Source organism: Methyloceanibacter sp. (genome assembly GCF_051306395.1).
Lineage (GTDB): Bacteria > Pseudomonadota > Alphaproteobacteria > Rhizobiales > Methyloligellaceae > Methyloceanibacter.
Genome location: NZ_JBPPND010000189.1, coordinates 1 through 23457, shown reverse-complemented (window position 1 = coordinate 23457; position 23457 = coordinate 1). Strand labels below are relative to the sequence as shown.

The window sequence follows — 23457 nt, the reverse complement described above, 5'->3', positions numbered from 1 at the left end:
GGTAAGAGGAGAAAGCCGGCTAGCCGCTGATCCGCGCGGTACCGGAGCGGCCGTCATTACGAACCCAGCGGACGTTGCTGCCGCTGCGGCTGAGCTTGTAGCAATAGGTCTGGCCTTCCATCCACGTGTACCACTTCTGGCACAGCTGATCGCCGTCGACCCACCACTTGCCGCGGTCCGAAGAACCATCGCCACGGGCAAGCGCCGCGGCAACGGTCCCCATGCTGCCCTTCATCGTGCCGCGCGGCGAATACTGGATCGGCAGCTCGAAGCCGGAAACGTTCAGGAAAACGGTCTTGCCACTGACTGCACCGCGGAGCGCATCGCCCGAAAGGGCCTGGGCATTGGCCTGCACGGCACCGAAAGACAGCGTGGCGACGGCAGCGACGGTCATAAGAGCGGTCTTCAACATCGGATCATCCTCCAACTCTGATGCGCCTTCCTCACAAGGCGCGGGGTTCATCTCGAAAGAGCGGAAGCGATCCCCCGCTCGACAAGATGGCATTCTCCCAAATCCGCGCTGAACCGAAGCTGAGGGCACCGTTCATCTGCCGTTCAGCGAACAAAGTCCGAGGATGGGCCAAAAAATCAGGGTCCGCGGGCGGCAACCGCCTTGCAATTGACATGGAGCGGAGGGTTTAATCGGGCGCAGGAGCATCGTTTCATCCAAGCTTCGGAGAGAAGAATGTCGACGAAAGATGCGAAACACACTGCTGCGATGGTTGCCGCCGGCGCCGTCGCTTTATCGCTTGCCGCCTCGAGCACGGCGCTGGCCGAGCCCCAAACCCGCAATGCCGATACTGACAGGCCGAGCATGACGCGCTCCGCCCAAGGACCGGCCACCAAAGTGTCGACCTCGGAGGCCGGTAGGCTGAGCATGAGCCGTTCCGCGGCGAGCTCGGCCGATCGCGCCGCTGGAGCCGACGCCGGGAAGCAGCTCCCTACCCGCTCCGCCGAGGCACCGGGAACCAAGGCATCCACTCCAGCGGGCAGCCGGTTGAGCATGGGGCGCTCCGCCGTGACCTTCGCCGAACGGGCCTCCAAGACGGAAATCGGCAAGCAACATTCGGCGCGTTCCGCTGAAAGGGCGGCGGCAAAGTCCGCCGGGCCGGACACTGTCAAGCAAGCGACGGCGCGCTTCGCCAAAAATCCGGTTGCCAAGGCGGCCGGTCCGGCTGTCTCCAAGCAAGTGACCGTGCGATCCGACATGCCGGTCCTCCGCGCACCGGCGCCGGAGACAGCCCCCAGACAACAATTGGCAATGCGTACCGAAAGGCCGACAGCCAAGAACGCGCCGCAAGCCCCGCTTGAGCGCAAGGCCATGAGGACCACGCGCGCAAGCTGGTGGGATTGGCTCTTCGGCCGCTAGCCGGCCCTCGAAAGGCGCAAAGAAAAGGGCCGCCGCCAGGAAGCTGGCAGCGGCCCTAAATCGTAGATCTCAATCCTCCTCGTCGTGCGTGTTCACCACGAAATTATCGAAGGTGAACGTCGCGGGCTCGGCTTCCGGCGAGATGCCGTAGACGCCGACAACGCCGCCATCCTTAGGCTGCCTGCCTTTGAAGCGTTTCACCTTGGTACCGTTGATGAAGATCGTGGCGTCCTTGGGCTTCAGATCGAGCTCGACGCTATTGGTCTCGCCGACGCCCTTCTTGAGGGCGAGCGTCTCCTCCGTGAAGATCGTCGTCTGCTTGCCGTTCACGATTCTCCTCACCTCGATCCAGCCGTCGGCCCAGACGAACATCGAGTAGTAATTGTCCCAGTCCTGCCACCAGAACACGAGGCCGATGGGGCTATTGGCGATATTCGAGGCGTCGGCGATCGTCATATCGATGCAGACATTGGCGCCCTCGTTCCGCGTGCTGAAATTGACGATGCCGCCATACTCTTTGACGGTCAGGGCTCCGTCCTCGACATATAGATTGTCGTCAGACTCGCCCCACGAGACGTCCAGAAAATCAAACTCGTCTTCGAACAGAGCCTCGTCCGGATTGCACTCCGCCGCTGCGGGGCTAGCGGCAAGCGCCAACCCCAGCGCAAGCGCGATGGCCACGAAACGCGATTGAAACTTCATTGCTCATCTCCATGCGGTGATGGCAGTCCACCCTCTGCCATATGTGAGAAGTCGTTCCGGGGCGGGAGCTTATCGGCGAACAATGACATCTTCAAGCGAGTGGCGGCGTGCGCCGCACGCAGAGTGGCGTACGCTGGAACATGTCGAAACTAGAGAGGAAATTGCGCCCGCTAGCGCGTCGGCATCGGCGACTCGCCGCGATAATCATAGAAGCCGCGCTTGGTCTTCCGGCCGAGCCAGCCGGCCTCAACATATTTCACCAGCAACGGACAGGGCCGATACTTGGAATCGGCGAGGCCCTCATAGAGCACCTGCATGATCGACAGACAGGTATCGAGCCCGATGAAGTCCGCGAGCTGAAGCGGCCCCATGGGATGATGCGCGCCAAGACGCATGGCCGTATCGATCGCGTCAACCGAGCCGACACCCTCGTAGAGCGTGTAGACCGCCTCATTGATCATCGGCAAGAGAATGCGGTTGACCATGAAGGCGGGAAAGTCCTCGGAGACCGCAATGGTCTTGTGCAACGTATCGACGAAATCCTTGGCCCGGGTGAAGGTCACGTCATCAGTGGCGATGCCCCGGATCATCTCGACCAGCTCCATCACCGGAACCGGGTTCATGAAATGCATGCCGATGAAGCGCTCGGGCCGGTCCGTGGTGGCCGCCAGCCGCGTGATGGAGATGGACGAGGTGTTAGTGGCCAGCACGGCGTCCGGCTTAAGGAAGGGGCACACCGCCACGAAAATCTTGCGCTTGACGGTCTCGTCCTCGGTGGCGGCCTCCACCACGAGGTCCACGTCGGAGAAGTCCTGGAACGTCTCGGCGAAGGAGATCCGGCTCAACGCCTTGTCCCGGTCCTCCTCGCTGATCTTGCCCGAGGACACCTGGCGCGACATGTTCTTGGTTATGGCTGCGAGGGCCGAGTCGAACCGTTCCTTGGCGATGTCGTTGATCGCCACGTCGTAGCCGCCCAGCGCCACCACATGCGCAATGCCGCTTCCCATTTGGCCGCCGCCGACAATACCGACTTTGCTAATGGGCTCCACTTTACGCTCCTGCTCCGATTTCGATTCCGCGCGGAGTTTCGAACCTTCCACTATGTCGTCCATCACACGTCCTCATGAAGCCGCTACTCTCCGTATCCGGCTTTCTTCAGTTCGGCATCGAGCTCGGGCAGGACAGTGAACAGGTCACCAACCAGCCCGTAATCGGCGACTTGGAAAATCGGCGCCTCGGCGTCTTTGTTGATGGCGACGATCACTTTGGAGTCCTTCATGCCCGCAAGATGCTGGATGGCACCCGAGATGCCGACGGCGATATAGAGCTCCGGCGCCACCACCTTGCCGGTCTGGCCCACCTGGTGGTCGTTGGGCATGTAGCCGGAGTCGACAGCGGCGCGCGAAGCGCCGATCGCGGCGCCGAGCCGGTCGGCGATCGGCGCGATGAGCTTCTCGAAATTATCGCCGGACGCCATGCCGCGCCCGCCGGAAATAACGACGCGCGCCGAGGTGAGCTCGGGGCGCTCGCTCTCGGTGATATCGGCGCCGACGAAGCTCGACTGGTCGACGGCATCGGCAACCGGTACGGTCTCGATCTCGGCCGAGCCGCCCTCTCCCGTCGCGGCAAAGGCGGTCGTCCGCACCGTGCCGACAATCGTCTTGTCGGAAGTCTGCACCGTCTCAAGCGCATTGCCCGCATAGATCGGGCGCACGAATGTGTCCGGCGACTTGACCTCGACGATGTCGGAAATCTGGCCCACATCGAGCAGCGCGGCGATGCGCGGCAACACGTTCTTGCCCATGGTCGTCGCCGGCGCCAAGAGCACCGTATAGTTCTCCATCAGCGGCACCATGGTTGCCGCAGTGTCCTCGGCCAGGCGATGCGCGAGATGCGGCGCGTCGGCGAGCAACACCTTGCGCACGCCGTCAAGCTTCGCCGCCTCATCGGCCACAGCCTTGCAGCCCTCGCCGGCAACCAGAATATCGACGTCGCTTCCGAATTCACGCGCAGCGGTGAGCGCCTTCGCCGTGGCCGGCGCCAACGCCTTGTTGTCGTGCTCCCCTAGCAGCAGCACCGCCATCAGAGCACCCCCGCGTCGTTCTTGAGCTTGTCGACGAGGCTCGGCACGTCGTCCACCTTAATCCCGGCCTCGCGCGCCTTAGGCTCTTCCACGGCCAACACCTTCAGCCGAGGGGCGATATCCACACCGAGATCCTCAGGCGTGGTCTCGTCGATCGGCTTCTTCTTGGCCTTCATGATGTTGGGGAGCGACGCATAACGCGGCTCGTTGAGGCGCAAATCCGTGGTGATGACCGCGGGCTTGGTGAGCTCGACCGTCTCCAAACCGCCATCGACCTCGCGGGTGACCTTCACCTTGTCGCCATTGAGCTCGATCTTCGAGGCGAACGTCCCTTGCGGCACGCCGAGGAGGCCGGCGAGCATTTGCCCGGTCTGATTGCAGTCGTCGTCGATCGCCTGCTTGCCAAGGATGATGAGGTCGGGCTTCTCGTTCTCGGCCACGGCCTTCAGGACCTTGGCCACGGCCAGCGGTTCGACGGTCTCGTCGGTTTTCACCAGGATGGCGCGGTCTGCGCCCATGGCGAGCGCCGTGCGCAACGTGTCTTGCGCCTTGGCACTGCCGATGGATACGGCCACGACCTCGCTCGCCTCGCCCCGCTCTTTGATGCGGACGGCTTCCTCGACGGCGATCTCGCAGAACGGGTTCATCGACATTTTCACGTTGGCAAGGTCAACCCCGCTGCCATCGGATTTGACGCGGACCTTGACGTTTGAATCGATGACCCGCTTGACGGGTACCATGATTTTCATGCGGCTTTTTTTGTTCCCCGCACGGTTGAATTAGCCCCCCAAAAACCAGCATCTCGCAACTGCGAAATGGCGGCGACCGTACTGCCCGGATTGAGGCGAGTCAATGGTTCCTGGGGATTTACGGGCGCCCTCAGGCGCCGCCCCGGGTCCGATCGAACAGGATCACGCCGCGCCGCCGCATAAACAGGATCAGCACCCCACCGGCGACCAGACCGCCCACATGGGCCCACCAGGCGACGGCCTCCTCCCCCTCGAACAGGAGGTTGCCGAACTGGGCTAAGATCCAGATTCCCAAGGCCCAGGCAGCCGTGATTTTGATGGGAATGCGCCACAGCGCCAGCACCCAGACCTTCACCTTTGGATGCAGGATCAAATAGGCGGCGATGACTCCGGCCACGGCGCCGGACGCCCCGATCAGCGGCAAATCCGAATGGGGCAGCATGTAGGTGTGCAGCAGGGCCGCGAAGATCCCGCACATCAGATAGAACATGATGAAGCGCCAATGCCCCATCGCGTCTTCGATATTGTCGCCGAACACCCACAAGAACAGCATATTTCCGATCAGGTGAATCCACCCGCCGTGCAGGAACATGTAGGACACGAGCGTCAGCCGCTCCGGTACCAGCACTGCGCCGTTGGCGAAGAACGCCGTCTCGCCGCCTGAGTCCGCCAGGAGCTTCGCGGGAATCACCGCGAACGCGGTCACGTTCTCGTCGGCAAGTGGAATGAACCACCCGGTCTGGAAGATCGCATAGATGGCGACATTGAGGGCGATCAGCCCCACCGTCACATATTGGAAGCGAATCTTCTTGAGGGGATTGGTATCGTGAAGGGGGACGAACACGCGCGCACCGCCGATCTTCTCAACGGTTCTTGCCCGGCACCCACGTCACGTCCGTTGCACCTTTGTCATTGGCGTAACGCGCAGCAACGAACAGGAAGTCCGACAGCCGGTTGACGTAGCGGATCGCCGGCTCGCTCACAGGCTCCCCGGGGCGCGAAGCAAGCGCCACGATCAGCCGTTCGGCCCGGCGCGACACGGTCCGAGCCAAATGCAGAAAGCTTGCGGCGGGCCTCCCTCCCGGCAACACGAAGGACCGCAGCGGCTCAAGCGAACGGTTCATCTCATCGATCTCGGACTCCAGTCGCGCGACCTGTGCGTCGCTCACCGAAAGACGGGCGCTGCCGTCCTTGGTCTCGTCCGGGAAACACAGATCGGCGCCTAGATCGAACAAATCGTTCTGGATGCGCGCCAGCATGGCGTCGAGTGCCGGATCGGTGTCGCCTGTATGCAGGCGCGCAAGGCCGATGACCGCGTTGGTTTCGTCGACCGTGCCATAAGCCTCCACGCGGAGATCGTATTTCGCCACCCGTTCCCCGGTGCCGAGCGCTGTCGTGCCGTCGTCGCCGGTCCGTGTGTAAATCTTGTTGAGGACAACCATACCACCCGCCCTGCTCTTCCAGGGCTCGCGGCGCGCAAACCCGCTTAAGAAACTAGCGTATCCCGGCCCCTTGGCGGGTCAAGACCTCGTTATCAGGGCCGGGTCCCGGCCAAGTAGAGAATCGCCATGACGACGAGCAGCGCGACGAGCTGCAACAGAACGCGCGCCCGCATCAGTTTTTGGCTGAGATTGGGGTTTCCGCCGCGCAGCATGTTGAACAGACCGAACACCAGCACGATAACCACCGCGGCCAGCGCGAATGGCAAAATCCAACGAAGAGTGTCTTCCAAGTGCCCCTCCAGGGTCTCGTTGGGCCTAAGTCTAACGCCGGCGCGAGACTTTAGTTCTTTGCCGCCACCGCGTCGAGCGCGCGCACCGGCAAGACACGCCGCAGGAACGCGACCGCATAGGTGGGAAAGGTCACGTAGTAGCGCGGCTTCGGCCGCTTGGCCTCCAGCGCGTGGATGAGCTTCTTGACCACGGCTTCGGGTGGAAGCTTGAAGGTCGTCTGGCCACCCTTCTCCATCTGGGCCAGCCGCGCGCGATAGATCTCGCTGTGCGGCGAGTTCTCAATGTCGATATTGCGCCGGTAGGCTTCGAGTGCGTGCTCGATGAAGCGCGTGGCGATCGGCCCCGGCTCGATGATGGACACCTGGATACCGCTGCCGTCGAGCTCCATGCGGAGCGCATCGCTGAGCGCCTCGACGGCGAATTTCGAGGCGCAGTAAGCGCCCCGATAGGGCGCCGCGATCAAACCGAGCACGGAGGAGCATTGAACGATGCGCCCTTCGTGCCGCGCCCGCATCGCCGGAATCAGGCGCCGGGTGAGGTCGTGCCAGCCGATCACATTCGCCTCGAACTGGGCTCGCAAGGCTTGCGGCGGCACGTCCTCAACCGCGCCCGGCTGGCCGTAGGCGCCATTGTTGAACAGCGCCGTGAGCTCGCCATTCGTCGCGCCGAGCACGTAGTCCGCGGCCGCAGCAATCGACTCCGCTTCCGTATAGTCGAGATGCAGGCTCTCGAGCCCATGCTCGTCTTTCAGCCGCGCGAGGTCGTCAGGTGTCCGTGCCGTGGCGAACACGCGCCAGCCGCGCTCTTTCATCGTACGCGCCGAGGCGAGCCCGATGCCCGAAGAACAGCCAGTGATGAGGACCGAGCGTTGAGTCATATGGTATGGGGCAGTGCGCTCACGAAGGCGCCTGGCTGAAGTCGACACCGCTGTTCAGCACCCAGATTACGAAGTTGAGGCCTGCCGCGAACCCGACCCAGAGCACATAGGGCAAAAGCAACAATGCCGCGGGCCGGCTTAGCCTGTCGAAAAACACGATGGTGATGACGATTGCGACGAGCAGCACCATGATCACGCCGAAGCCGAAGGACGGGCTGTGCATCCAAAAGAACGCGAAGGACCACAGCACGTTGATCACAAGCTGAATGCCGAACCAAACGAGCGCGGTCTTCTTGTCGCCCTCATCGCCTCCGCTTCGCCAGACGAGCCAGGCGGCGACCGCCATCATCGCGTAGAGAATGGGCCACACGATAGGAAAAACAGCATTCGGCGGGGCGAAGCTCGGCTTCGTCAGCGTGGCGTACCAATCGAGGTTGGGCTGCGTCAGCGCTCCACCGATGACCGAGGCCGCGAAACACGCGGTGAGCGCGATCAGCAGCGCGCTCGTCGATCGCCGGGAAAACAAAGGCTCGGCGCCCGCACTCATTGTTCGAGCAGGCGACGCGCGATGACGTGTGCCTGAATCTCGGCGGCGCCCTCGAATATCGACAGGATGCGCGCATCGCACAGCACACGGCTGATCGTATATTCGAGCGCGAAGCCGTTGCCGCCATGAATCTGCAGCGCGTTGTCGGCGGCAGCCCACGCCACACGCGCGGCAAGCAACTTAGCCATGCCGGCTTCGAGATCGCAGCGGTGCCCCGCGTCCTTCTGGCGGGCGGAGTAGTAGGTGAGCTGACGCGCAAACAGGATTTCCGCCGCCATCATGGCAAGCTTGTCGGAAACGCGCGGGAACTTGACGATCGGCTTGCCGAACTGGACGCGCTCCATGGCATAGCGAAGACCGATATCGAGCGCCGATTGCGCCACGCCGATGGCCCGCGCCGCGGTCTGGATACGCGCCGCCTCGAAGGTCTGCATGAGCTGCTTGAAGCCTTGGCCCTCGACGCCGCCGAGGAGATTTGCCGCCGGCACCTCGAAGCCGTCGAAAGAAAGCTCGAACTCCTTCATGCCGCGATAGCCGAGCACTTCGATCTCGCCGCCGGACATGCCCTCGGCCGGGAACGGATTGTCGTCGGTGCCGCGCGGCTTCGGCGCCAGGAACATCGACAGGCCACGATAGCCCTTCTCATTGGGGTCGGTGCGGGCCAGCACGGTCATGAGATCGGCGCGCGCCGCATGGGTGATCCAGGTCTTCTGCCCGGTGATGCGATAGACGTCGCCGTCCTTGACCGCGCGCGTCGACAGGGACGCGAGGTCGGAGCCGGTGTTGGGCTCGGTGAACACCGCCGTCGGCAAGATCTCGCCGGAGGCGATCTTCGGCAGCCACTCTTGCTTCTGCTCGTCCGTGCCGCCGTTCAAGATAAGCTCCTCGGCGATCTCGGACCGCGTGCCGAGTGAGCCAACACCGATATAGCCGCGGCTCAGTTCCTCGGAGACGACGCACATGGCCTCCTTGCCGAGACCGAGACCGCCATACTCCTCCGGCAGCGTCAGCGAGAACACGCCAAGTTCCGCCATCTGGTTGATCAGCTCGAGCGGAATGTAGTCGTCCTTGAGGTGCCACTCTTGCGCGTGCGGCACCACCTCGGCCTCCGAGAAGCGGCGCATCTCGTTGCGAATCTCCTCATAGGTTTCTTCCAGACCGGGATCTCCGAAATTGGCGGAAGCCGCGCCTTGCGCGTCTTGGATCAGCGACACCACGCGGGCGCGCAGCTCGGGCGTCACGCCTTCGATCAGCGCGGTCACGTCGTCGGTGAGGAAGGCGGCTCGCGCGGACCCGTCCAAGCCGAGCTCATGCAGCCGGACCACCTCGCCCTGGCTCATGGTTACACCACCCGCAAGCTGAGCGAGATACTCGCCCGCCGCTATCTGGCTCAGCAGGGACTCCATCTCGCCGAACCGGCCCTCGCCCTCCATGCGCTTAGCGTAGTCCGCGAGCTGGCGAATGCCTTCCGCGTAAGTCGAGATCCAGGCGAGCCCGTGCGCCACGTGCTCTTCGCGCTCCAGCGCCGCGTTATCGATCTTGCCGCCAGGGGCCAGTTTGGCCTTCACGGCATCGGTTGCCTGGACATTCAGGGTTCCAGCCGCCTCGGCGGCGCCCTCGAGCAACGGGATAAGCGCGGCGGGGCTCAAAGTCTCACGGTCGGTCACGGTCTCGGCGGCGGTCAAAGTCAGCTCCTCGGAACGATTCCAGTCAGAATTCGGGCACAACGAACCCCGGCGTTGAACGAGAGTCAAACCCCAATCGCGGGGAGAAATGCAAAAAAGAAAGCGCCCCGGACAGTTGTGGGTCCGGGGCGCTTTAGGCCGCTTAGGGCCAAAATCTAAGCTGTACGGCGCCCCTTAGGACTTGCCGTGCATTTCCTGGCTGGCTTCGAGCACATCCTCGAAGGTCCGCAAACCCGTGACCGGCGCGCTCACCAGCACCGACATATTGCCGGGGCGATGCTCGTTCTTCCACATACGCATATGGGCCTTGGGGATCTGCTCCCAGGGAAACACCTCGGACATGCATGGATCGACATGCCGCTCGATGACGAGCTTGTTGGCCTGGCTCGCTTGCGCCAGATGGGCGAAGTGGGAGCCCTGGATGCGCTTTTGGTGCATCCACACATAGCGGGCGTCCATGGTGAGGTTGTAGCCGGTCGTACCGGCGCAGAACACGACCATGCCGCCGCGCTTCACGATGAAGCAGGAGACCGGGAAGGTCGCTTCGCCCGGATGCTCGAACACGCTGTCGACATTCACGCCCTTGCCGGTGACCTCCCAAATCGCCTTGCCAAAGGCGCGCACACCCTTGTTCCAGACATCGTATTCCGGCGTGCCGACCTTGGGCATCTGGCCCCAGCAGTCGAAGTTCTTGCGGTTGATCACGCCCTTGGCGCCGAGCGACATCACGTAGTCGCGCTTGTCGTCCTCGGAAACGACGCCGATGGCATTGGCGCCTGCCGTGGCGCAGAGCTGAATGGCCATGGAGCCGAGGCCGCCTGAAGCGCCCCATACCAAGACGTTATGGCCGGGCTTCAGCGTGTGCGGACGATGGCCGAACAGCATGCGGTAGGAGGTGGCGAGCGTCAGCGTGTAGCAGGCGGCCTCCTCCCAGGTGAGATGCTGCGGCCGCGGCAGAAGCTGGCGGTCCTGAACGCGCGCAAACTGCGCGAACGAACCGTCCGGCGTCTCGTAGCCCCAAATGCGCTGGGACGGCGAGAACATCGGATCGCCGCCGTTACATTCCTCGTCGTCGCCGTCGTCCTGGTTACAATGGATGACGACCTCGTCGCCGACCTTCCAGCGTTTGACCTTGGAGCCAACGGCCCAAACGATGCCGGACGCATCGGAGCCGGCGATATGATAGGGGTTCTTGTGCACGTCGAGGGTAGACATCGGCTGGCCGAGCGAGGCCCACACGCCGTTGTAATTCACGCCCGCGGCCATCACGAGGACCAGCACGTCGTGGGAATCGAGCTCCCAAGTCGGCACGACCTCGACCTGCATGGCCTCGTCCGGAGGCCCATGGCGCTCCTTGCGGATCACCCAGGCATACATGTTCTTCGGAACATGACCGAGCGGGGGGATCTCGCCGATCTCGTAGAGATCCTTGATCTCGCCCTTCGGCGCAGACGTTTCTGGAGAAACTTCAGCTAAAGACATCTCATTCATCCGGTTGTCCCCCCAGTCCTATTCTTCGGGCGCCTTTTTGCACTGCGGTAATTGTCTTCGATCCATCTCGCGACTGCAACATGTTTGCGGGCCGCAGACTTAATCGCAAGCCCACCCGAAAGCGCCGCATGCCCTCTTGGAAATGCCCCAATTTTGGCAGGGCGGCCACAATCGGGGAGGAGGGTTAGCAAAAAGAGACGGCTCTGCCCAGGGGTGATTCGCACCCCCGGCGCGGCACGCCGCCGCTGGCCACATGCCGCATTCTCGCCGCGCCATCGCCGCGAGACCGACAGGCTTCACGGTGAGTCGCGGCTCGATCTCCGGGAACAGATCGCACCCCGAGAAGGACGCCATGGGCACTGAGGTGGCGCTGGTTGCGCCACCTTTATTCTTTGCCGGAGGCACCGCGCCCATGGGATAGGACCGGGCCCTCGGTTGCCACGAGACGGCAGCTCGTGCTTCGATAAGACCAAACTGAGCGCCCCAGCGCCCCTGGAGATCACGAATGGCAGACGGCAAGACAGAGCGCGATAAGCCTTGGATGTTCCGCACCTATGCGGGCCATTCGACGGCCAAGGCCTCGAACGAGCTTTACCGGAAGAACCTGTCAAAAGGGCAGACCGGCCTCTCGATCGCTTTCGATCTGCCGACCCAGACCGGCTACGATTCCGACGAGGCGCTAGCCCGCGGGGAGGTGGGCAAGGTCGGCGTTCCCGTCTCACATCTCGGCGACATGCGGCACCTGCTAGAAGGCATCCCCCTCGACGCGATGAACACGTCGATGACCATCAACGCCACCGCCGCCTGGCTGCTCGCGCTCTACGTCTCGCTTGCCGACGAGCAGAATGTCGACCGCGCCAAGCTCACTGGAACGGTGCAGAACGACATCCTCAAGGAATATTTGTCGCGCGGCACCTATGTGTTTCCGCCGGCGCCGTCGCTGCGGCTGATCAAGGACGTCATCGTCTTTACAAACCGCGAAATGCCCAAATGGAATCCGACCAACGTCTGCTCCTATCATTTGCAGGAAGCGGGCGCGACGCCGGCCCAAGAGCTCGCCTTCGCCTTGGCCACCGCCGTGGCCGTCCTCGACGAGGTGAAGAACTCCGGCGAGGTGTCCGATGAGGACTTTCCGAGCGTGGTCGGAGCGATCAGCTTCTTCGTCAATGCCGGAGTGCGCTTCATCACCGAAGTATCCAAGATGCGCGCCTTCGTCGATCTGTGGGACGAGATCGCACGCGACCGCTATGGCGTCGAAAATCCGAAGCTCCGGCGCTTCCGCTACGGCGTGCAGGTGAACTCGTTGGGCTTGACCGAGCAGCAGCCCGAGAACAACGTCTATCGCATCCTACTGTCCATGCTGGCGGTCACGCTGTCGAAGAATGCCCGCGCCCGGGCCGTGCAGTTGCCGGCCTGGAACGAGGCGCTCGGCCTGCCGCGGCCTTGGGACCAGCAATGGTCGTTGCGGCTTCAGCAGATCGTGGCCTACGAGACCGACCTTCTGGAGTATGGCGACATCTTCGACGGCTCCGAGGTAATCGACAAGAAGGTCGGAGAACTGAAGGAACAGGCCCGCGCGGAACTTGCCAAGCTCGATGCCATGGGCGGCGCGGTGGCCTCCATCGACTATATGAAGGAGGCGCTGATCGCCTCGAACGCCGCACGCATCGCCGACATCGAGCGCGGCGATCAAGTGCTGGTCGGCGTCAACCGCTATACCGAGACCGAAGCCTCACCGCTCGATTCCAGCGGCGAAGGCATACTCACCGTATCTGAGGCCTTCGAGATTGAGCAGATCGCGGCGCTGCAGGCCTGGCGCCAGCAGCGCGACGACGCGGCTGTGCGCCAAGCGCTCGTGGATCTGAAAGAGGCGGCGTCCGAAGGCCACAACATCATGCCGCCGTCGATTGCCGCCGCCAAAGCCGGTGTCACCACCGGGGAATGGGGCGCGGTGCTGCGCGAAGTCTTCGGCGAGTACCGCGCGCCGACCGGCATCGGCGCCAAGCACTCTGTCGATACGGAACGGCTGAAGCAGGTGCGCGAGCTTGTCGAGCAAGTCTCGGGCAAGCTCGGCCGCACCCTCACCTTCGTGGTCGGCAAGCCCGGCCTCGATGGCCACTCGAACGGCGCCGAGCAAATTGCCGTGCGCGCCGACGATGTGGGCATGAACGTGATCTATGACGGCATTCGTCTGACCCCCGCGGAAATCGTGGAGCAGGCCAAGGAAGCCAAGGCGCATGTCGTCGGGCTATCGATCCTGTCCGGCTCTCACGTGTCGCTGGTGCGCGACGTGGCGCAGAAGCTTCGCGAAGCGGGCATGGGCGACGTGCCCGTGGTGGTGGGCGGCATCATCCCGCCGGAGGACGTCAACATCCTGAAGCAGTGCGGCGCATCGGCCGTCTACACGCCGAAGGACTTCCAGCTCAACGACATCATGACCGGCATCGTCAATCTCGTGGATCAGAAGGTGGAAGTGCTGGCGGAAGCCGGCGTTCCCGTGCCCCTGAGCGAGGCCAAGGAGAAGGTGCCGCTTTAGGACGTCTGCCCTTAGCCTGGGCGATGGCAGCGGGCGAGCTTTGCCGCTAGACTCCGGCCAACGCCGAATCGCTTCCGGCGTTCAGCCAAGGGGGAGCCTCATGAACTTCAATCTGAGCACGCCGCGCCGCGAAACCTTCATCGTTTCGATCGTCATCGCCGTTCTGGTGGTAATCGGCATGATCGTGCCGTTGCCGATCTTCACTAGCTACGGTCTCGGCCTGATGTTGATCGCCTATCTGATCCTGCTCGCCGGTGTCTTGCTGGACAACGTGTAGGCCTGGCGAGCTTAGCTCGCCTTGGCGACCACATCCTCGTCTTGCGCCGGAAGGAATGGGACCAGCGCGGCATACAGCCCGCGGCCCTGGATCGGCTTCGCCACGCGCGCATTCACGCCCGCTTCGACGAGGCCTTGCCCGTTATCCTTGTCCGAGACGGCGGTAAGCGCCACGACTGCCACTTCGGACGAACTGGCCTGAAGCGCGCGGATTCGCTGCGCCATTTGCAGACCGTCATAGTCGGGCAACGCCGTATCCATGAGCACGAGGTCGTAGGTGCGCGCCGAAAGGCACATCAGCGCCGCAGTGCCGGTTTCGGCGACCTCATGGGTCAGACCGAACTCCTCGAGATAGGCGCCAATCAGCAAGCGGTTGACCACGTTGCTCTCGACCACGAGAACGTGCCCGGACAGCGCACCGCTCTTGGACTTTGGCTCCGGCTTGGGCTTGAGGTCGGCCGGCACATCGTCGTTGGCCGCCTCGAGGATCTCCACCGGGGCTTCATCTTCGGCCATCTGATCATAGGCCATGACGTGGGCCATGTCGTCGGCGACGACCGTCTGAAATGTGAACCAATAGAGCGACCCCTGGCCGACCGCGCTTTCGCAGCCAAGGCCGCCGCCCATTGCCTCGGCGAGACGGCGGGCGATCGGCAGGCCAAGCCCGCCGCCCACACGCGATACATCGGCGGACGGTTGGAACAGCGCCGCATGCTCGGCCGCGCTGAAGCCTTCACCCGTGTCGGTGACATCGAAACGCACCGTGATCGGATAGCTGGCCTCGTTGATGCTGGCATAGAGCCGGATCGAGCCCTTGGTTGTGGACCGCAGCGCCATCTCGATCAGGCCCATGAGAACCTGACGGACGCGCGCCGCGTCGCCCACGATGAAGCGCGGACAATTGTCGGCCATGTCCACGCCGCTCATCAAACCTTTCGCACCGGCCCGCTCTTGGAGCACGGACGCGGCTTGCTTGACCATGGCATGCAGATCGAAACGCTCGACCGCGAGCTCGGCCTCGCCGCTTTCCAGATCGCTGAAATCTTGAACTTCGCTGAGTGCCCCAAGAAAGCGCTGCGTCGACTGCGCCAAGGCCTCGGCCTCGCGCCGCTGCGCCGCGTTCAGCGGGCCAGAGAGAATCCGGTCCGCCATCGTGGCGATCGAGGTCATGGGCGGCAGCAACTCCTTGCCGACGATCGTCAGCAGACTGGAGCATGCCGCACCGGTGATCTCCGCCGCAGCGCGCGCTTTGCGCTCCGTGTCGAGTTGATCGACGAGACTCTGGATCTGCCCGAACAGATCCCCCGGATGAAAATCATTCACTTGCATGATCGCCCCCACCAAAAAAGCTTTATCGGTTCTTGTTCTTCGCGGAGCATCGCAGACAGGATTTAAAACTCGGCTAAATTGCGTGGTTTATGAGGTCCTAAGCGAGCGGGCCACGCCGCCCCTCACCCGAGGCCTTCAAGAGCGGGAGGCGCTTCGTCTTTGCCAAAGGTCTGTTCACGGATGCTTCTGCGTTCGCGTGACGGCTCTTGCCTGCCGTCGCTTTCTACTTTAGAATTATCCTAATCTGAGTAGGCGAGCTAGCCAGGCCCGTCCGACGCACCCCAAAGCTGTTGGCGCCGGACGTGAAGACAAGTCCGCCGCGCTGTCCTAGACAGAGGCATGATTGTCTGTTCCTGCTCCATGATCTCTGCCCAGGACATTCACGATGCGGTCTCGGCCTTACGCACAAAGGATCCTTTCGTGGTGCTGACCCCGGGCCTGATCTACAAGACCCTCGGCAAGCGTCCGTCGTGCGGCAGCTGCCTGCCGCTCATCACCAGGCTCATGGTTGGCTACGACGAGGAGGGACCGAGCTCGGCGGCCTCTCTTCCGCATCGATCGCCGTTCGACAACACACCCCGGGCCGACTAGCCGGGCCCGCGCTACCCAACGATCAAGACTGAGGTTGAGAGGAGAATCGCGAAATGAAGGGCAATCCCACTGTCATTGAATATCTCAATAAGGCGCTGACCAGCGAGCTGACCGCGGTCAACCAGTACTGGCTGCATTATCGGCTGCTTGACGATTGGGGCTACACCAAGCTCGCGGCCAAGGAGCGCGCGGAATCCATCGAGGAGATGCACCACGCCGACAAGCTCGTGACCCGTATCATCTTCCTTGAGGGCTTCCCCAACATGCAGAAGCTCGACCCGCTGATGATCGGCCAGAACGTCAAGGAGATCCTCGAATGCGATCTCAAGGCGGAGTACGGCGCCCGCGCCCTTTATATGGAAGCCCGCGCCGCCTGCCGGAAGGAAGAGGACTATGTCAGCATGGACCTGTTCGAGGAGCTTCTGTCCGACGAGGAAGGTCACATCGACTTCATCGAGACCCAGCTTGGCCTGCTGAACGACATCGGCCCGCAAATGTACGGCCAGCTCAACGCTGACTCCGCGAAGGACGCTGGCGACGACTAAGTCAAAGCTGCTACGCTTCGTCTAGATGACCTTACCGCAACTCGACGGACCACGATTGGCGCCGGCCGCCGGCACGCCGCGCCAGCTCGTGGTGTTCCTCCACGGCTATGGCGCCGACGGCAACGACCTCATAGGCTTGGGACGTGAATGGTCGCACGCCCTGCCCCATGCCGCGTTTGTCTCGCCGAATGCGCCCGAACCTTGCGGCATGGCCTCCATGGGCCGGCAGTGGTTCGACCTCTCCATGGGCGATATGTCAATTATTGCCGAAGGCGTGACCCGCGCCGCGCCCCCGCTCGAGGCCTTTCTCGACGCCGAGCTCGTCCGGCACAATTTGCCGCCGGAGTCCCTCGCCCTTGTCGGCTTCAGCCAAGGGACCATGATGGCCCTGGCCGTGGGACTTGCGCGCAAGCCCTCGCCCGCGGCCATTGTTGGCTATTCCGGGGCGCTCGCCACGGTCGAGACCCTGCCGCCGCCTGGCGCAGGACCGGCCATTCTGCTGGTGCATGGCGATATGGACGAAGTCATCCCCGTTGACGCGATGTACATGGCTCGAGAGATGCTCGGCCAGGCGGGATTGCCCGTCGAATGGCACGTCTCCCAAGGCATCGGCCACGGCATCGACGGACAAGGCTTGCAACTTGGCGGCGCCTTTCTCAAACAGGCGTTCGCGGCAGCTCAGGCCAGCCAGGGATCGTAGCTACCGAAGGTCCACACATGACCTTCGAGATCCAGGACCGTGTAGTCGCGACCTTCGAGATCCAGGACCGTGTAGTCGCGGCCGCCATAATCTTGCGTCTTGATGTCGAACACGATCTCGGCGCCAGCCTCCTTGGCCCGCGCGTAATGGGCATCGACGCCGTCGACCACGACATAGATCGCCGGGCTGCTACGCTTCGACGACCCGGGCGCCTCCACGAGGTTGCCAAACTCCGTCTCGGCGTCGCCCAGCATGACCATGCCGTTGCCGAGCGTGAGTTCGGCATGGGCGATGCGGCCGCCCTCCCCCGGCACCACCAACTTGCACCGGAAACCGAACGCTTCACACAGCCATTCGATCGCCTTCGTAGCGTCCCTGTAGCGAAGAGCCGGAATGATGGATCCGCCTCTTTCCCGTTCGACGCCGTTGACCATTAAAACCTCCCTCAAAACCCATCAGTCATGTTTTCATGGAAGGCCTACTACATCATATGGGGCCCTTCACATTCATGACACGTCCTTATAGTATCTCGCGCGACAACGAGAATGGGCCCGAGTGCGACGGGCAAGTTAAAGGACCTTTTGGCCTTGAACGTCGCAACCGCATCGGTCACTCCCGGCACCTTCCCGGCGCTCGTGCTGAATGCCGACTACCGGCCACTTTCCTACTATCCGCTATCGCTTTGGGGCTGGCAGGACGCGGTGAAGGCCGTGTTCCTCGACCGCGTCAACATCGTCTCCGAATACGAGCACGCGGTGCACTCGCCCTCCTTCGAGATGAAGCTGCCGAGCGTGGTGTCGCTCAAGAGCTATGTGCGCCCCGCCCTCTATCCCGCCTTCACCCGGTTTAACGTGTTCCTGCGCGACCGCTTCCTCTGCCAGTATTGCGGCGACCCCCAGGACCTCACCTTCGATCATCTCGTCCCTCGCTCGCGCGGCGGGCTGACACGGTGGGACAACGTGGTCACGGCCTGCGCGCCGTGCAATCTCGCGAAGGGCGGCAAGATGCCGGCGCACGCCAAGATGTGGCCGGCGCAGAAGCCCTACCGCCCCACGGTGTTCGAGCTGCACCGGAACGGCCGGCTGTTCCCGCCGAACTATCTGCATGAGAGCTGGCTCGATTATCTGTACTGGGATACCGAACTGGAGCCGTAGGCGCTCCTCAGTATCGGGTCGTCAGTTCCGTCAGCCATTGCGGCGAGGCGTCGACCAGAAAGGCCTCGAGCCTCTTATCCGCGCCGGTGGCCACGAGCAGGCCGACCGCGATCAGCAGTACGCCGAGCAGCATCTTGCCCCCTTTGCCCGCTTCCATCAGCCGGCCGCGCCAGCGCATCATCGCCTCGCGCGACACGAAGCCGAGCACCATCAAGGGCAGCGCCGCGCCGACACCGAAGGCCAGCATGGTGAGTGCCACCTGGCCGAGATCCTCGCCCTTGGCGGCCAGGATCGAGGCGGCGCCGAGCGTCGGCCCCACGCACGGCACCCAAACCGCGCCGAGCAGAACACCGAGCCCGAACTGACCCCACAGGCTCGTCGCCGAGAAACCACCGATGCGGTCGTCGACCCAATTGCCCATCGGGCCCGCCGCCACGGCGACCTGCTGTTGCAGCCGCGGGACGAGCAGAACAATGCCGACGGTGATGAGCAGCAGCGCCGAGATGGCGCGGAACACGTCGGTGTCGAGACCGATGGCAAAGCCGATCGTGGCGACGAACAGGCCAATAATCGTGAAAGAGACCGCGAGCCCGGAGGCGAGCGCGACGGGACCGAGACGGTGCTCGCTCTGCGCCGTACCGAGCACGACGGGAAGCAGCGGCAGGACGCATGGCGACAGCACCGACAGCACGCCGGCGAGAAACGCAAGGCCGATGTTTCCGATCATGGCGGCGCCTCGGGCCGGCGTTTAAAGCGTCTTGTCGAGCATTCCCTCGATGGAGATCTGGCTGGTATCGCCGGCCGACCGGTCGAGCTCCTTGTCGCCCTTGAACACGATGAGCGTGCCCTGGGAGCGGACGTTCAACGGCTTCAGCGCATCCTTCTGGGTGTCGAAGTCGGCTTTCAGCACCACGAGGTCCTTGTATTTTGGCTCGCGCGTGAGCTGCGTCAGGATCGGGTTCTGCGCCCGGCACACAGAGCACCACGCGGCGAACACATCGACCAGGATCGGCTTGCCCTCGCTTTGCGCCTGGGCGAGCGCCTCGGGCGTGAATTCTTTCCACTCTGCGGCGGTTGCGGGGACGGCACCGATCAGAATCAGGGCGACAAGGCCGGCTATAAGGGCGCGAAACTGGGTCATCTTGGACCTCCAGGTGAGAGCAATCTCAGCCTGTGATAGCAGCGCGCCCTTGGCCCGCGCCAATCACCACGCTTGAACCTTTCGTGAGCGGAGGCGCTCCGGATCAGACGCGGCGAGCCGCGCCATAGGCGGCGATCAGGGCCAGCCCCGCGGAGACCACGGCGTTCCAGCCGGCGAAGGAGAGGCCCAGAAAATGCCACGGCGCCTCGTCGCAGCGGATGACCGGCGTATCGACGATGCCCTCCTTGCCCCAGTTCAAATCGAACCCGCCGGCACACGTTTCAGGACCGGGCCAGAACTTCCATTCGGCGCCGGCGTGATAGACGCCGAGCGCCGCGTTGAGAACAAAGCCGATGGCGATGAGCACGAGAACCAGCCGCGTGAAGCCGAACGCCTCGCTCCGCGTGGCGAAGAAGGCGATGAGCGCGGCAGGCACGGCGAAGTAATAGGCGTAGCGCTCCTGGAGGCAGAGCGGGCATGGCGCGTAGCCGCCGAACTGCTCGAAGGCGTGCGCCGTCAGGATGGTCAGGAGCGCCAGCCCGAAGAGGACGGCGCTAACCGCCATCAACTGCCCCGCCAGTCTGTCCTTATCTGCCGCCATGGTCACATCACGTATTTGATGAGCACGAAGCCGCCAATCAACAGCACCACGAACACGATCGACAAGATGGCGAAATATTTGTCGATGAAGGTCCTGATCGGCGGGCCGAACCAATAGAGCAGCGCCGCCACGATAAAGAAGCGCAGGCCCCGCGCGGCGACGCTCGCCAGCATGAACACGAAGAAATTGAGTTGGGTCACGCCGCTGGCGATGGTGATGACCTTGTAGGGAAACGGCGTCACGCCGGCGATGAACACGATCCAGGCGCCGTACTCGTTGTAGCGCTTGGCGAAATCCTCGAAGGCGTGTCCGTAGCCGTAGAAACTGAGGATCGGCTGGCCGATCGTCTCGAACAGGAAATAGCCGATGATGTAGCCGAAGATGCCGCCGAGCACGGAGGCCAACGTCGCGATGCCGGCGAAAAGCCACGCCTTTCGCCGCTCCGCCAGCACCATGGGGATCAGCATCACATCGGGGGGGATCGGAAAGACCGAGCTTTCGATGAATGCCACGCCCGCTAAGGCCCACGGAGCGTTGCGATGAGCGGCGAGCTCCATGGTCTTGTCATAGGCCCGCCTCAACATGGCGCTCATTTACCGGGGCCCCGCCCGCTTGTCCATCGGCACGCGCGGCCCTAAGTGGAGGAGATGCCGCTGAACCGACGCGAAGTCCTGGGATCGCTCGCCCTGACCGGCGCCGCCGCGCTGTTGCCCGAACTTGCCCTGGCGCAGACCGCGCCTTTGGCCAGGCCGGTCCCCTCCTCCGGCGAGGCGCTACCCATCGTCGGGCTCGGAACCTGGATCACCTTCAATGTCGGCGACGACCCTGTCGCCCGCGACGACCGCACGGAGATCATGAAGGCATTCTTCGATGCCGGCGGGCGGCTGATCGATTCCTCGCCTATGTACGGCTCGGCGCAGCCGGTCATCGGCTACGGCCTCGAAAAGCTCGGCCATCCCAAGCCGCTCTTCTCCGCCGACAAGGTTTGGACATCGGAGGGTGACGAAGGCCCGGAGCAGATCGAAGCCTCGCACGCGCATTGGGGCGTCGACCGCTTCGATCTACTGCAGGTCCATAACCTCGTGGCCTGGGAGAAGCATCTCGATACGCTGTTCGCCATGAAGGAAGCAGGCAAGCTTCGTTATGTGGGCATCACCACTTCGCACGGCCGCCGCCACGAGGAGGTCGAAAAGATCATGAACACGCACGATCTCGACTTCGTGCAGCTCACGTACAACATGGCCGACCGCGACGCCGAAGACCGTCTTCTCCCGCTCGCACGGGAGAAAGGCATCGCTGTCATCGCCAACCGGCCGTTTCGCCGAAAGGAGCTCATCTACCGTTTCGAAGGCGAGAAGCTTCCCGCTTGGGCGGATGAGATCGGGGCCAAGAGCTGGGCGCAGTTCCTGCTCAAATTCATCGTCTCGCATCCCGCCATCACCTGCGCCATTCCCGCCACGACGCGCGTGGACCATGTGCGCGAGAATCTGAGTGTGGCGCGCGCGCCGCTGCCTGAGGCCGAACTGCGCCGCCGCATGGTCGCCTACATCAAAAGCGCCTGATGTCGGAGTGGTGGACCTACCAGCCGCGCGACCTGCTGATGTTCTCGCCGGACACCTATTACCGGCTGTTCGAACTCTACAACACCGAGGTTTGGCCCGTGCAGCTTCTCGCGCTCACAGCGGGGCTCGTGATCCTTGTCTTACTCTATCGGCCGTCGCCCTGGTCCGGCCGCGTAATAGCCGCGCTGCTTGCCGCCTGCTGGGCTTTCGTCGCATGGGCCTATTTCCATGAACGCTACGCCACCATCAACCTGGCGGCGCCCACTTACGCCCTCGCCTTCGCCGCGCAGGCCGTGCTGCTTGTCCTAGTCGGCGTTGTCCTTAACCGTCTGAGCTTCGCCAAGCGCGGCACCCCTCTCGGCCAAGCGGGCCGCGCCTTGTTCCCCGCTGGGCTGGTTATCTACCCGCTGATGGCCGTGGTTTTCGGCAGGCCGTGGCTCCAGTCGGAGCTGTTCGGCATCGCGCCAGACCCGACGGTCTTCTGCACGCTCGGCGTCCTGGCGGCTGCGGATCGCATGCGCTGGGAGCTGATGGTCGTTCCGGTGCTGTGGTCGGCGGTCACCGGCGTCACCCTGTGGACCATGGGGTCGTCCGACGCGGCGGTCACCGGGGTTGCCGCGCTTTATGCCCTTTGCATCGCCTTTCTCCGCGTTATCGAGCGTCCAGAGCCGGGTCGCCCCTTGGGCAGTTGACCGGATAGACGGCTTCCCCCATGTTCCCGGCCCGAAAGCCCCAGTGGCGGAATGGTAGACGCGACAGACTCAAAATCTGTTGTCCGCAAGGGCGTGCTGGTTCGAGTCCGGCCTGGGGCACCACTTTCCTGATCACGACGCGGGGGTGACGGGGACATCCGATGCAGCCGCTTTCTCGATACTTGACGGCCTTGCTTCTCGTCGTCCTCGTCGGCGTCGCGCCCTGGCGGTCACTGGCGCAGGACGCGCCGCCTCGGCAGGTCATGCAGGCCATCGAGTCCTCGCCCGCGCCGAAGCCCGAGCAGGTGATCGTCGGCGCTTACATCAACGACATCCAGCAGCTCGACTTCAAGACCAACAACTACGTCATCGATCTCTATGTCTGGTTTCGCTGGACCTCGCCGGACATCGATCCCTCCAAGTCCATGGAGTTCATGAACCGCTATGCCTCGGACGACAATCGCCGAGACGAGCTGATCGACACGCCCGAGAAGATGCCCGACGGCAGCTTCTATTCCATCCTCCGCTATCAGGGCCTGTTTGCCACGAAGTTTCCGCTCGAAGCGTATCCCTTCGATACTCAGGTCTTGAAGGTCGTCATGGAGGACACGCTTGCCGGCGAGTCCGAGCAGCTCTACGTGCCCGACGGAGAACGTCCGGTGATCATCGATCCGGTCATCACCCTGCCCGGCTTCAAAGTGGGCAAGCCAACCATGCGCGTCACCACCAACACCTACCCGACGAATTTCGGCGACCTCTCGGTCGAGGAGGCCGATCCATATTCGCGCATCGTGATCTCGGTGCCGGTGACGCGTCCGGCCGTCGCCATGTCGCTGAAGACCTTCGTGCCGATCCTGCTAATCGTGGTCTGCGCCTCGCTCGTCTATTTCGTCCGGCCGCGCTACGTCGAGGGCCGCATAGGCCTCGGCATCACCGCGCTGCTGACGCTGGTCGCGCTGCAACTGACGGCAACCGCATCTCTCCCGGATGTGGACTACCTGATGATGCTCGATAAGATTTTCCTGCTCGCCTATCCGTTCATCATCATCGCGCTCGCCCGCGTGGTCGCCACGTCGTGGCGCGGGGCCGATGCG

At 63.3% G+C, this 23457-nt stretch carries 28 protein-coding genes and 1 tRNA gene; 11 read left to right on the top strand and 18 right to left on the bottom strand.

Features of this window, described 5'->3' with window-relative positions:
• Window positions 1-19: 19 nt before the first annotated feature.
• On the bottom strand, window positions 20-412 hold the full coding sequence (locus tag ACSLE4_RS09895) for a hypothetical protein (RefSeq protein WP_435904290.1): 393 nt from the start codon (window positions 410-412) through the stop codon (window positions 20-22).
• Window positions 413-685: 273 nt separating this feature from the next.
• On the opposite strand from ACSLE4_RS09895, the gene ACSLE4_RS09890 reads away from it, so the two are divergent.
• Window positions 686-1369: a hypothetical protein gene (locus ACSLE4_RS09890; protein WP_435904289.1), complete on the top strand. Its 684-nt coding sequence runs from the start codon at window positions 686-688 to the stop codon at window positions 1367-1369.
• Window positions 1370-1438: 69 nt separating this feature from the next.
• On the opposite strand, the gene ACSLE4_RS09885 is transcribed toward ACSLE4_RS09890, so the two are convergent.
• From ACSLE4_RS09885 to ccrA, 11 genes are all read right to left on the bottom strand, one after another.
• Window positions 1439-2071, bottom strand: a complete 633-nt coding sequence (locus tag ACSLE4_RS09885) for a hypothetical protein (RefSeq protein ID WP_435904288.1) — start codon at window positions 2069-2071, stop codon at window positions 1439-1441.
• 170 nt (window positions 2072-2241) lie between these two features.
• Entirely contained in the window at window positions 2242-3183 is a 942-nt protein-coding gene (locus ACSLE4_RS09880; protein ID WP_435904287.1) for a 3-hydroxybutyryl-CoA dehydrogenase, read from the bottom strand.
• Window positions 3184-3203: 20 nt separating this feature from the next.
• Complete coding sequence (locus ACSLE4_RS09875; RefSeq protein WP_435904286.1) at window positions 3204-4154, bottom strand: electron transfer flavoprotein subunit alpha/FixB family protein; 951 nt, start codon at window positions 4152-4154, stop codon at window positions 3204-3206.
• Entirely contained in the window at window positions 4154-4903 is a 750-nt protein-coding gene (locus ACSLE4_RS09870) for an electron transfer flavoprotein subunit beta/FixA family protein (protein WP_435904285.1), read from the bottom strand. The genes ACSLE4_RS09875 and ACSLE4_RS09870 overlap by 1 nt, the downstream gene beginning before the upstream one ends.
• A gap of 130 nt (window positions 4904-5033) precedes the next feature.
• Window positions 5034-5747 carry a rhomboid family intramembrane serine protease gene (locus tag ACSLE4_RS09865; RefSeq protein WP_435904284.1) on the bottom strand — a complete coding sequence of 238 codons (714 nt, stop codon included), beginning with the start codon at window positions 5745-5747 and terminating at the stop codon, window positions 5034-5036.
• Between the two features lie 19 nt (window positions 5748-5766).
• Window positions 5767-6345, bottom strand: a complete 579-nt coding sequence (locus ACSLE4_RS09860; protein ID WP_435904283.1) for a cob(I)yrinic acid a,c-diamide adenosyltransferase — start codon at window positions 6343-6345, stop codon at window positions 5767-5769.
• A 92-nt stretch (window positions 6346-6437) separates the two neighbouring features.
• Window positions 6438-6635 (bottom strand): twin transmembrane helix small protein, encoded by a 198-nt coding sequence (locus ACSLE4_RS09855; protein WP_435904282.1) that lies wholly within the window; start codon window positions 6633-6635, stop codon window positions 6438-6440.
• A gap of 50 nt (window positions 6636-6685) precedes the next feature.
• Complete coding sequence (locus ACSLE4_RS09850) at window positions 6686-7513, bottom strand: SDR family oxidoreductase (protein ID WP_435904281.1); 828 nt, start codon at window positions 7511-7513, stop codon at window positions 6686-6688.
• Window positions 7514-7532: 19 nt separating this feature from the next.
• Complete coding sequence (locus ACSLE4_RS09845) at window positions 7533-8039, bottom strand: TspO/MBR family protein (protein WP_435904280.1); 507 nt, start codon at window positions 8037-8039, stop codon at window positions 7533-7535.
• 17 nt (window positions 8040-8056) lie between these two features.
• Complete coding sequence (locus ACSLE4_RS09840) at window positions 8057-9745, bottom strand: acyl-CoA dehydrogenase family protein (RefSeq protein ID WP_435904279.1); 1689 nt, start codon at window positions 9743-9745, stop codon at window positions 8057-8059.
• Window positions 9746-9919: 174 nt separating this feature from the next.
• A complete protein-coding gene (ccrA, locus tag ACSLE4_RS09835) occupies window positions 9920-11227 on the bottom strand; it encodes a crotonyl-CoA carboxylase/reductase (RefSeq protein ID WP_435904278.1) in 1308 nt (435 codons plus the stop codon).
• A gap of 514 nt (window positions 11228-11741) precedes the next feature.
• On the opposite strand from ccrA, the gene ACSLE4_RS09830 reads away from it, so the two are divergent.
• A complete protein-coding gene (locus ACSLE4_RS09830; protein WP_435904277.1) occupies window positions 11742-13772 on the top strand; it encodes a protein meaA in 2031 nt (676 codons plus the stop codon).
• A gap of 100 nt (window positions 13773-13872) precedes the next feature.
• The gene (locus ACSLE4_RS09825; protein ID WP_435904276.1) at window positions 13873-14049 is read left to right on the top strand and encodes a hypothetical protein; all 177 of its coding nucleotides are present in this window, start codon (window positions 13873-13875) and stop codon (window positions 14047-14049) included.
• Window positions 14050-14060: 11 nt separating this feature from the next.
• Here ACSLE4_RS09825 and ACSLE4_RS09820 read toward each other — a convergent pair whose 3' ends face one another.
• The gene (locus ACSLE4_RS09820) at window positions 14061-15377 is read right to left on the bottom strand and encodes a response regulator (RefSeq protein ID WP_435904275.1); all 1317 of its coding nucleotides are present in this window, start codon (window positions 15375-15377) and stop codon (window positions 14061-14063) included.
• Between the two features lie 339 nt (window positions 15378-15716).
• Between ACSLE4_RS09820 and ACSLE4_RS09815 the strand changes: the two genes are divergently transcribed.
• The 3 genes from ACSLE4_RS09815 to ACSLE4_RS09805 are packed head-to-tail and all read left to right on the top strand — an operon-like array spanning window position 15717 to window position 17213.
• The gene (locus ACSLE4_RS09815; protein WP_435904274.1) at window positions 15717-15968 is read left to right on the top strand and encodes a (2Fe-2S)-binding protein; all 252 of its coding nucleotides are present in this window, start codon (window positions 15717-15719) and stop codon (window positions 15966-15968) included.
• A gap of 53 nt (window positions 15969-16021) precedes the next feature.
• Window positions 16022-16513, top strand: coding sequence for a bacterioferritin (gene bfr, locus ACSLE4_RS09810; protein ID WP_435904273.1), 492 nt, complete (start codon window positions 16022-16024; stop codon window positions 16511-16513).
• Between the two features lie 25 nt (window positions 16514-16538).
• A complete protein-coding gene (locus ACSLE4_RS09805) occupies window positions 16539-17213 on the top strand; it encodes an alpha/beta hydrolase (RefSeq protein WP_435904272.1) in 675 nt (224 codons plus the stop codon).
• Here ACSLE4_RS09805 and ACSLE4_RS09800 read toward each other — a convergent pair.
• Complete coding sequence (locus tag ACSLE4_RS09800; protein WP_435904271.1) at window positions 17192-17647, bottom strand: VOC family protein; 456 nt, start codon at window positions 17645-17647, stop codon at window positions 17192-17194. The two genes, ACSLE4_RS09805 and ACSLE4_RS09800, sit on opposite strands and share 22 nt — an antisense overlap.
• A gap of 153 nt (window positions 17648-17800) precedes the next feature.
• On the opposite strand from ACSLE4_RS09800, the gene ACSLE4_RS09795 reads away from it, so the two are divergent.
• Window positions 17801-18367 (top strand): HNH endonuclease, encoded by a 567-nt coding sequence (locus ACSLE4_RS09795; protein ID WP_435904270.1) that lies wholly within the window; start codon window positions 17801-17803, stop codon window positions 18365-18367.
• A gap of 7 nt (window positions 18368-18374) precedes the next feature.
• Here the strand turns inward: ACSLE4_RS09795 and ACSLE4_RS09790 are convergent, their stop codons facing one another.
• From ACSLE4_RS09790 to ACSLE4_RS09775, 4 genes are all read right to left on the bottom strand, one after another.
• Entirely contained in the window at window positions 18375-19094 is a 720-nt protein-coding gene (locus tag ACSLE4_RS09790; protein ID WP_435904269.1) for a cytochrome c biogenesis CcdA family protein, read from the bottom strand.
• Window positions 19095-19115: 21 nt separating this feature from the next.
• Window positions 19116-19508, bottom strand: coding sequence for a thioredoxin family protein (locus ACSLE4_RS09785; protein ID WP_435904268.1), 393 nt, complete (start codon window positions 19506-19508; stop codon window positions 19116-19118).
• 103 nt (window positions 19509-19611) lie between these two features.
• Window positions 19612-20073, bottom strand: coding sequence for a disulfide bond formation protein B (locus ACSLE4_RS09780; RefSeq protein ID WP_435904267.1), 462 nt, complete (start codon window positions 20071-20073; stop codon window positions 19612-19614).
• Window positions 20074-20111: 38 nt separating this feature from the next.
• Window positions 20112-20693, bottom strand: a complete 582-nt coding sequence (locus ACSLE4_RS09775; RefSeq protein WP_435904301.1) for a YqaA family protein — start codon at window positions 20691-20693, stop codon at window positions 20112-20114.
• A 63-nt stretch (window positions 20694-20756) separates the two neighbouring features.
• Between ACSLE4_RS09775 and ACSLE4_RS09770 the strand changes: the two genes are divergently transcribed.
• The 4 genes from ACSLE4_RS09770 to ACSLE4_RS09755 form a co-directional block, all read left to right on the top strand.
• Window positions 20757-21671: an aldo/keto reductase gene (locus ACSLE4_RS09770; RefSeq protein WP_435904266.1), complete on the top strand. Its 915-nt coding sequence runs from the start codon at window positions 20757-20759 to the stop codon at window positions 21669-21671.
• Window positions 21671-22363 (top strand): DUF6064 family protein, encoded by a 693-nt coding sequence (locus ACSLE4_RS09765; RefSeq protein ID WP_435904265.1) that lies wholly within the window; start codon window positions 21671-21673, stop codon window positions 22361-22363. The genes ACSLE4_RS09770 and ACSLE4_RS09765 overlap by 1 nt, the downstream gene beginning before the upstream one ends.
• Before the next feature lie 37 nt (window positions 22364-22400).
• A tRNA-Leu gene (locus ACSLE4_RS09760) sits at window positions 22401-22486 on the top strand.
• 68 nt (window positions 22487-22554) lie between these two features.
• Window positions 22555-23457: hypothetical protein (locus ACSLE4_RS09755; protein WP_435904264.1), on the top strand; the 903-nt coding region annotated here is incomplete at its 3' end.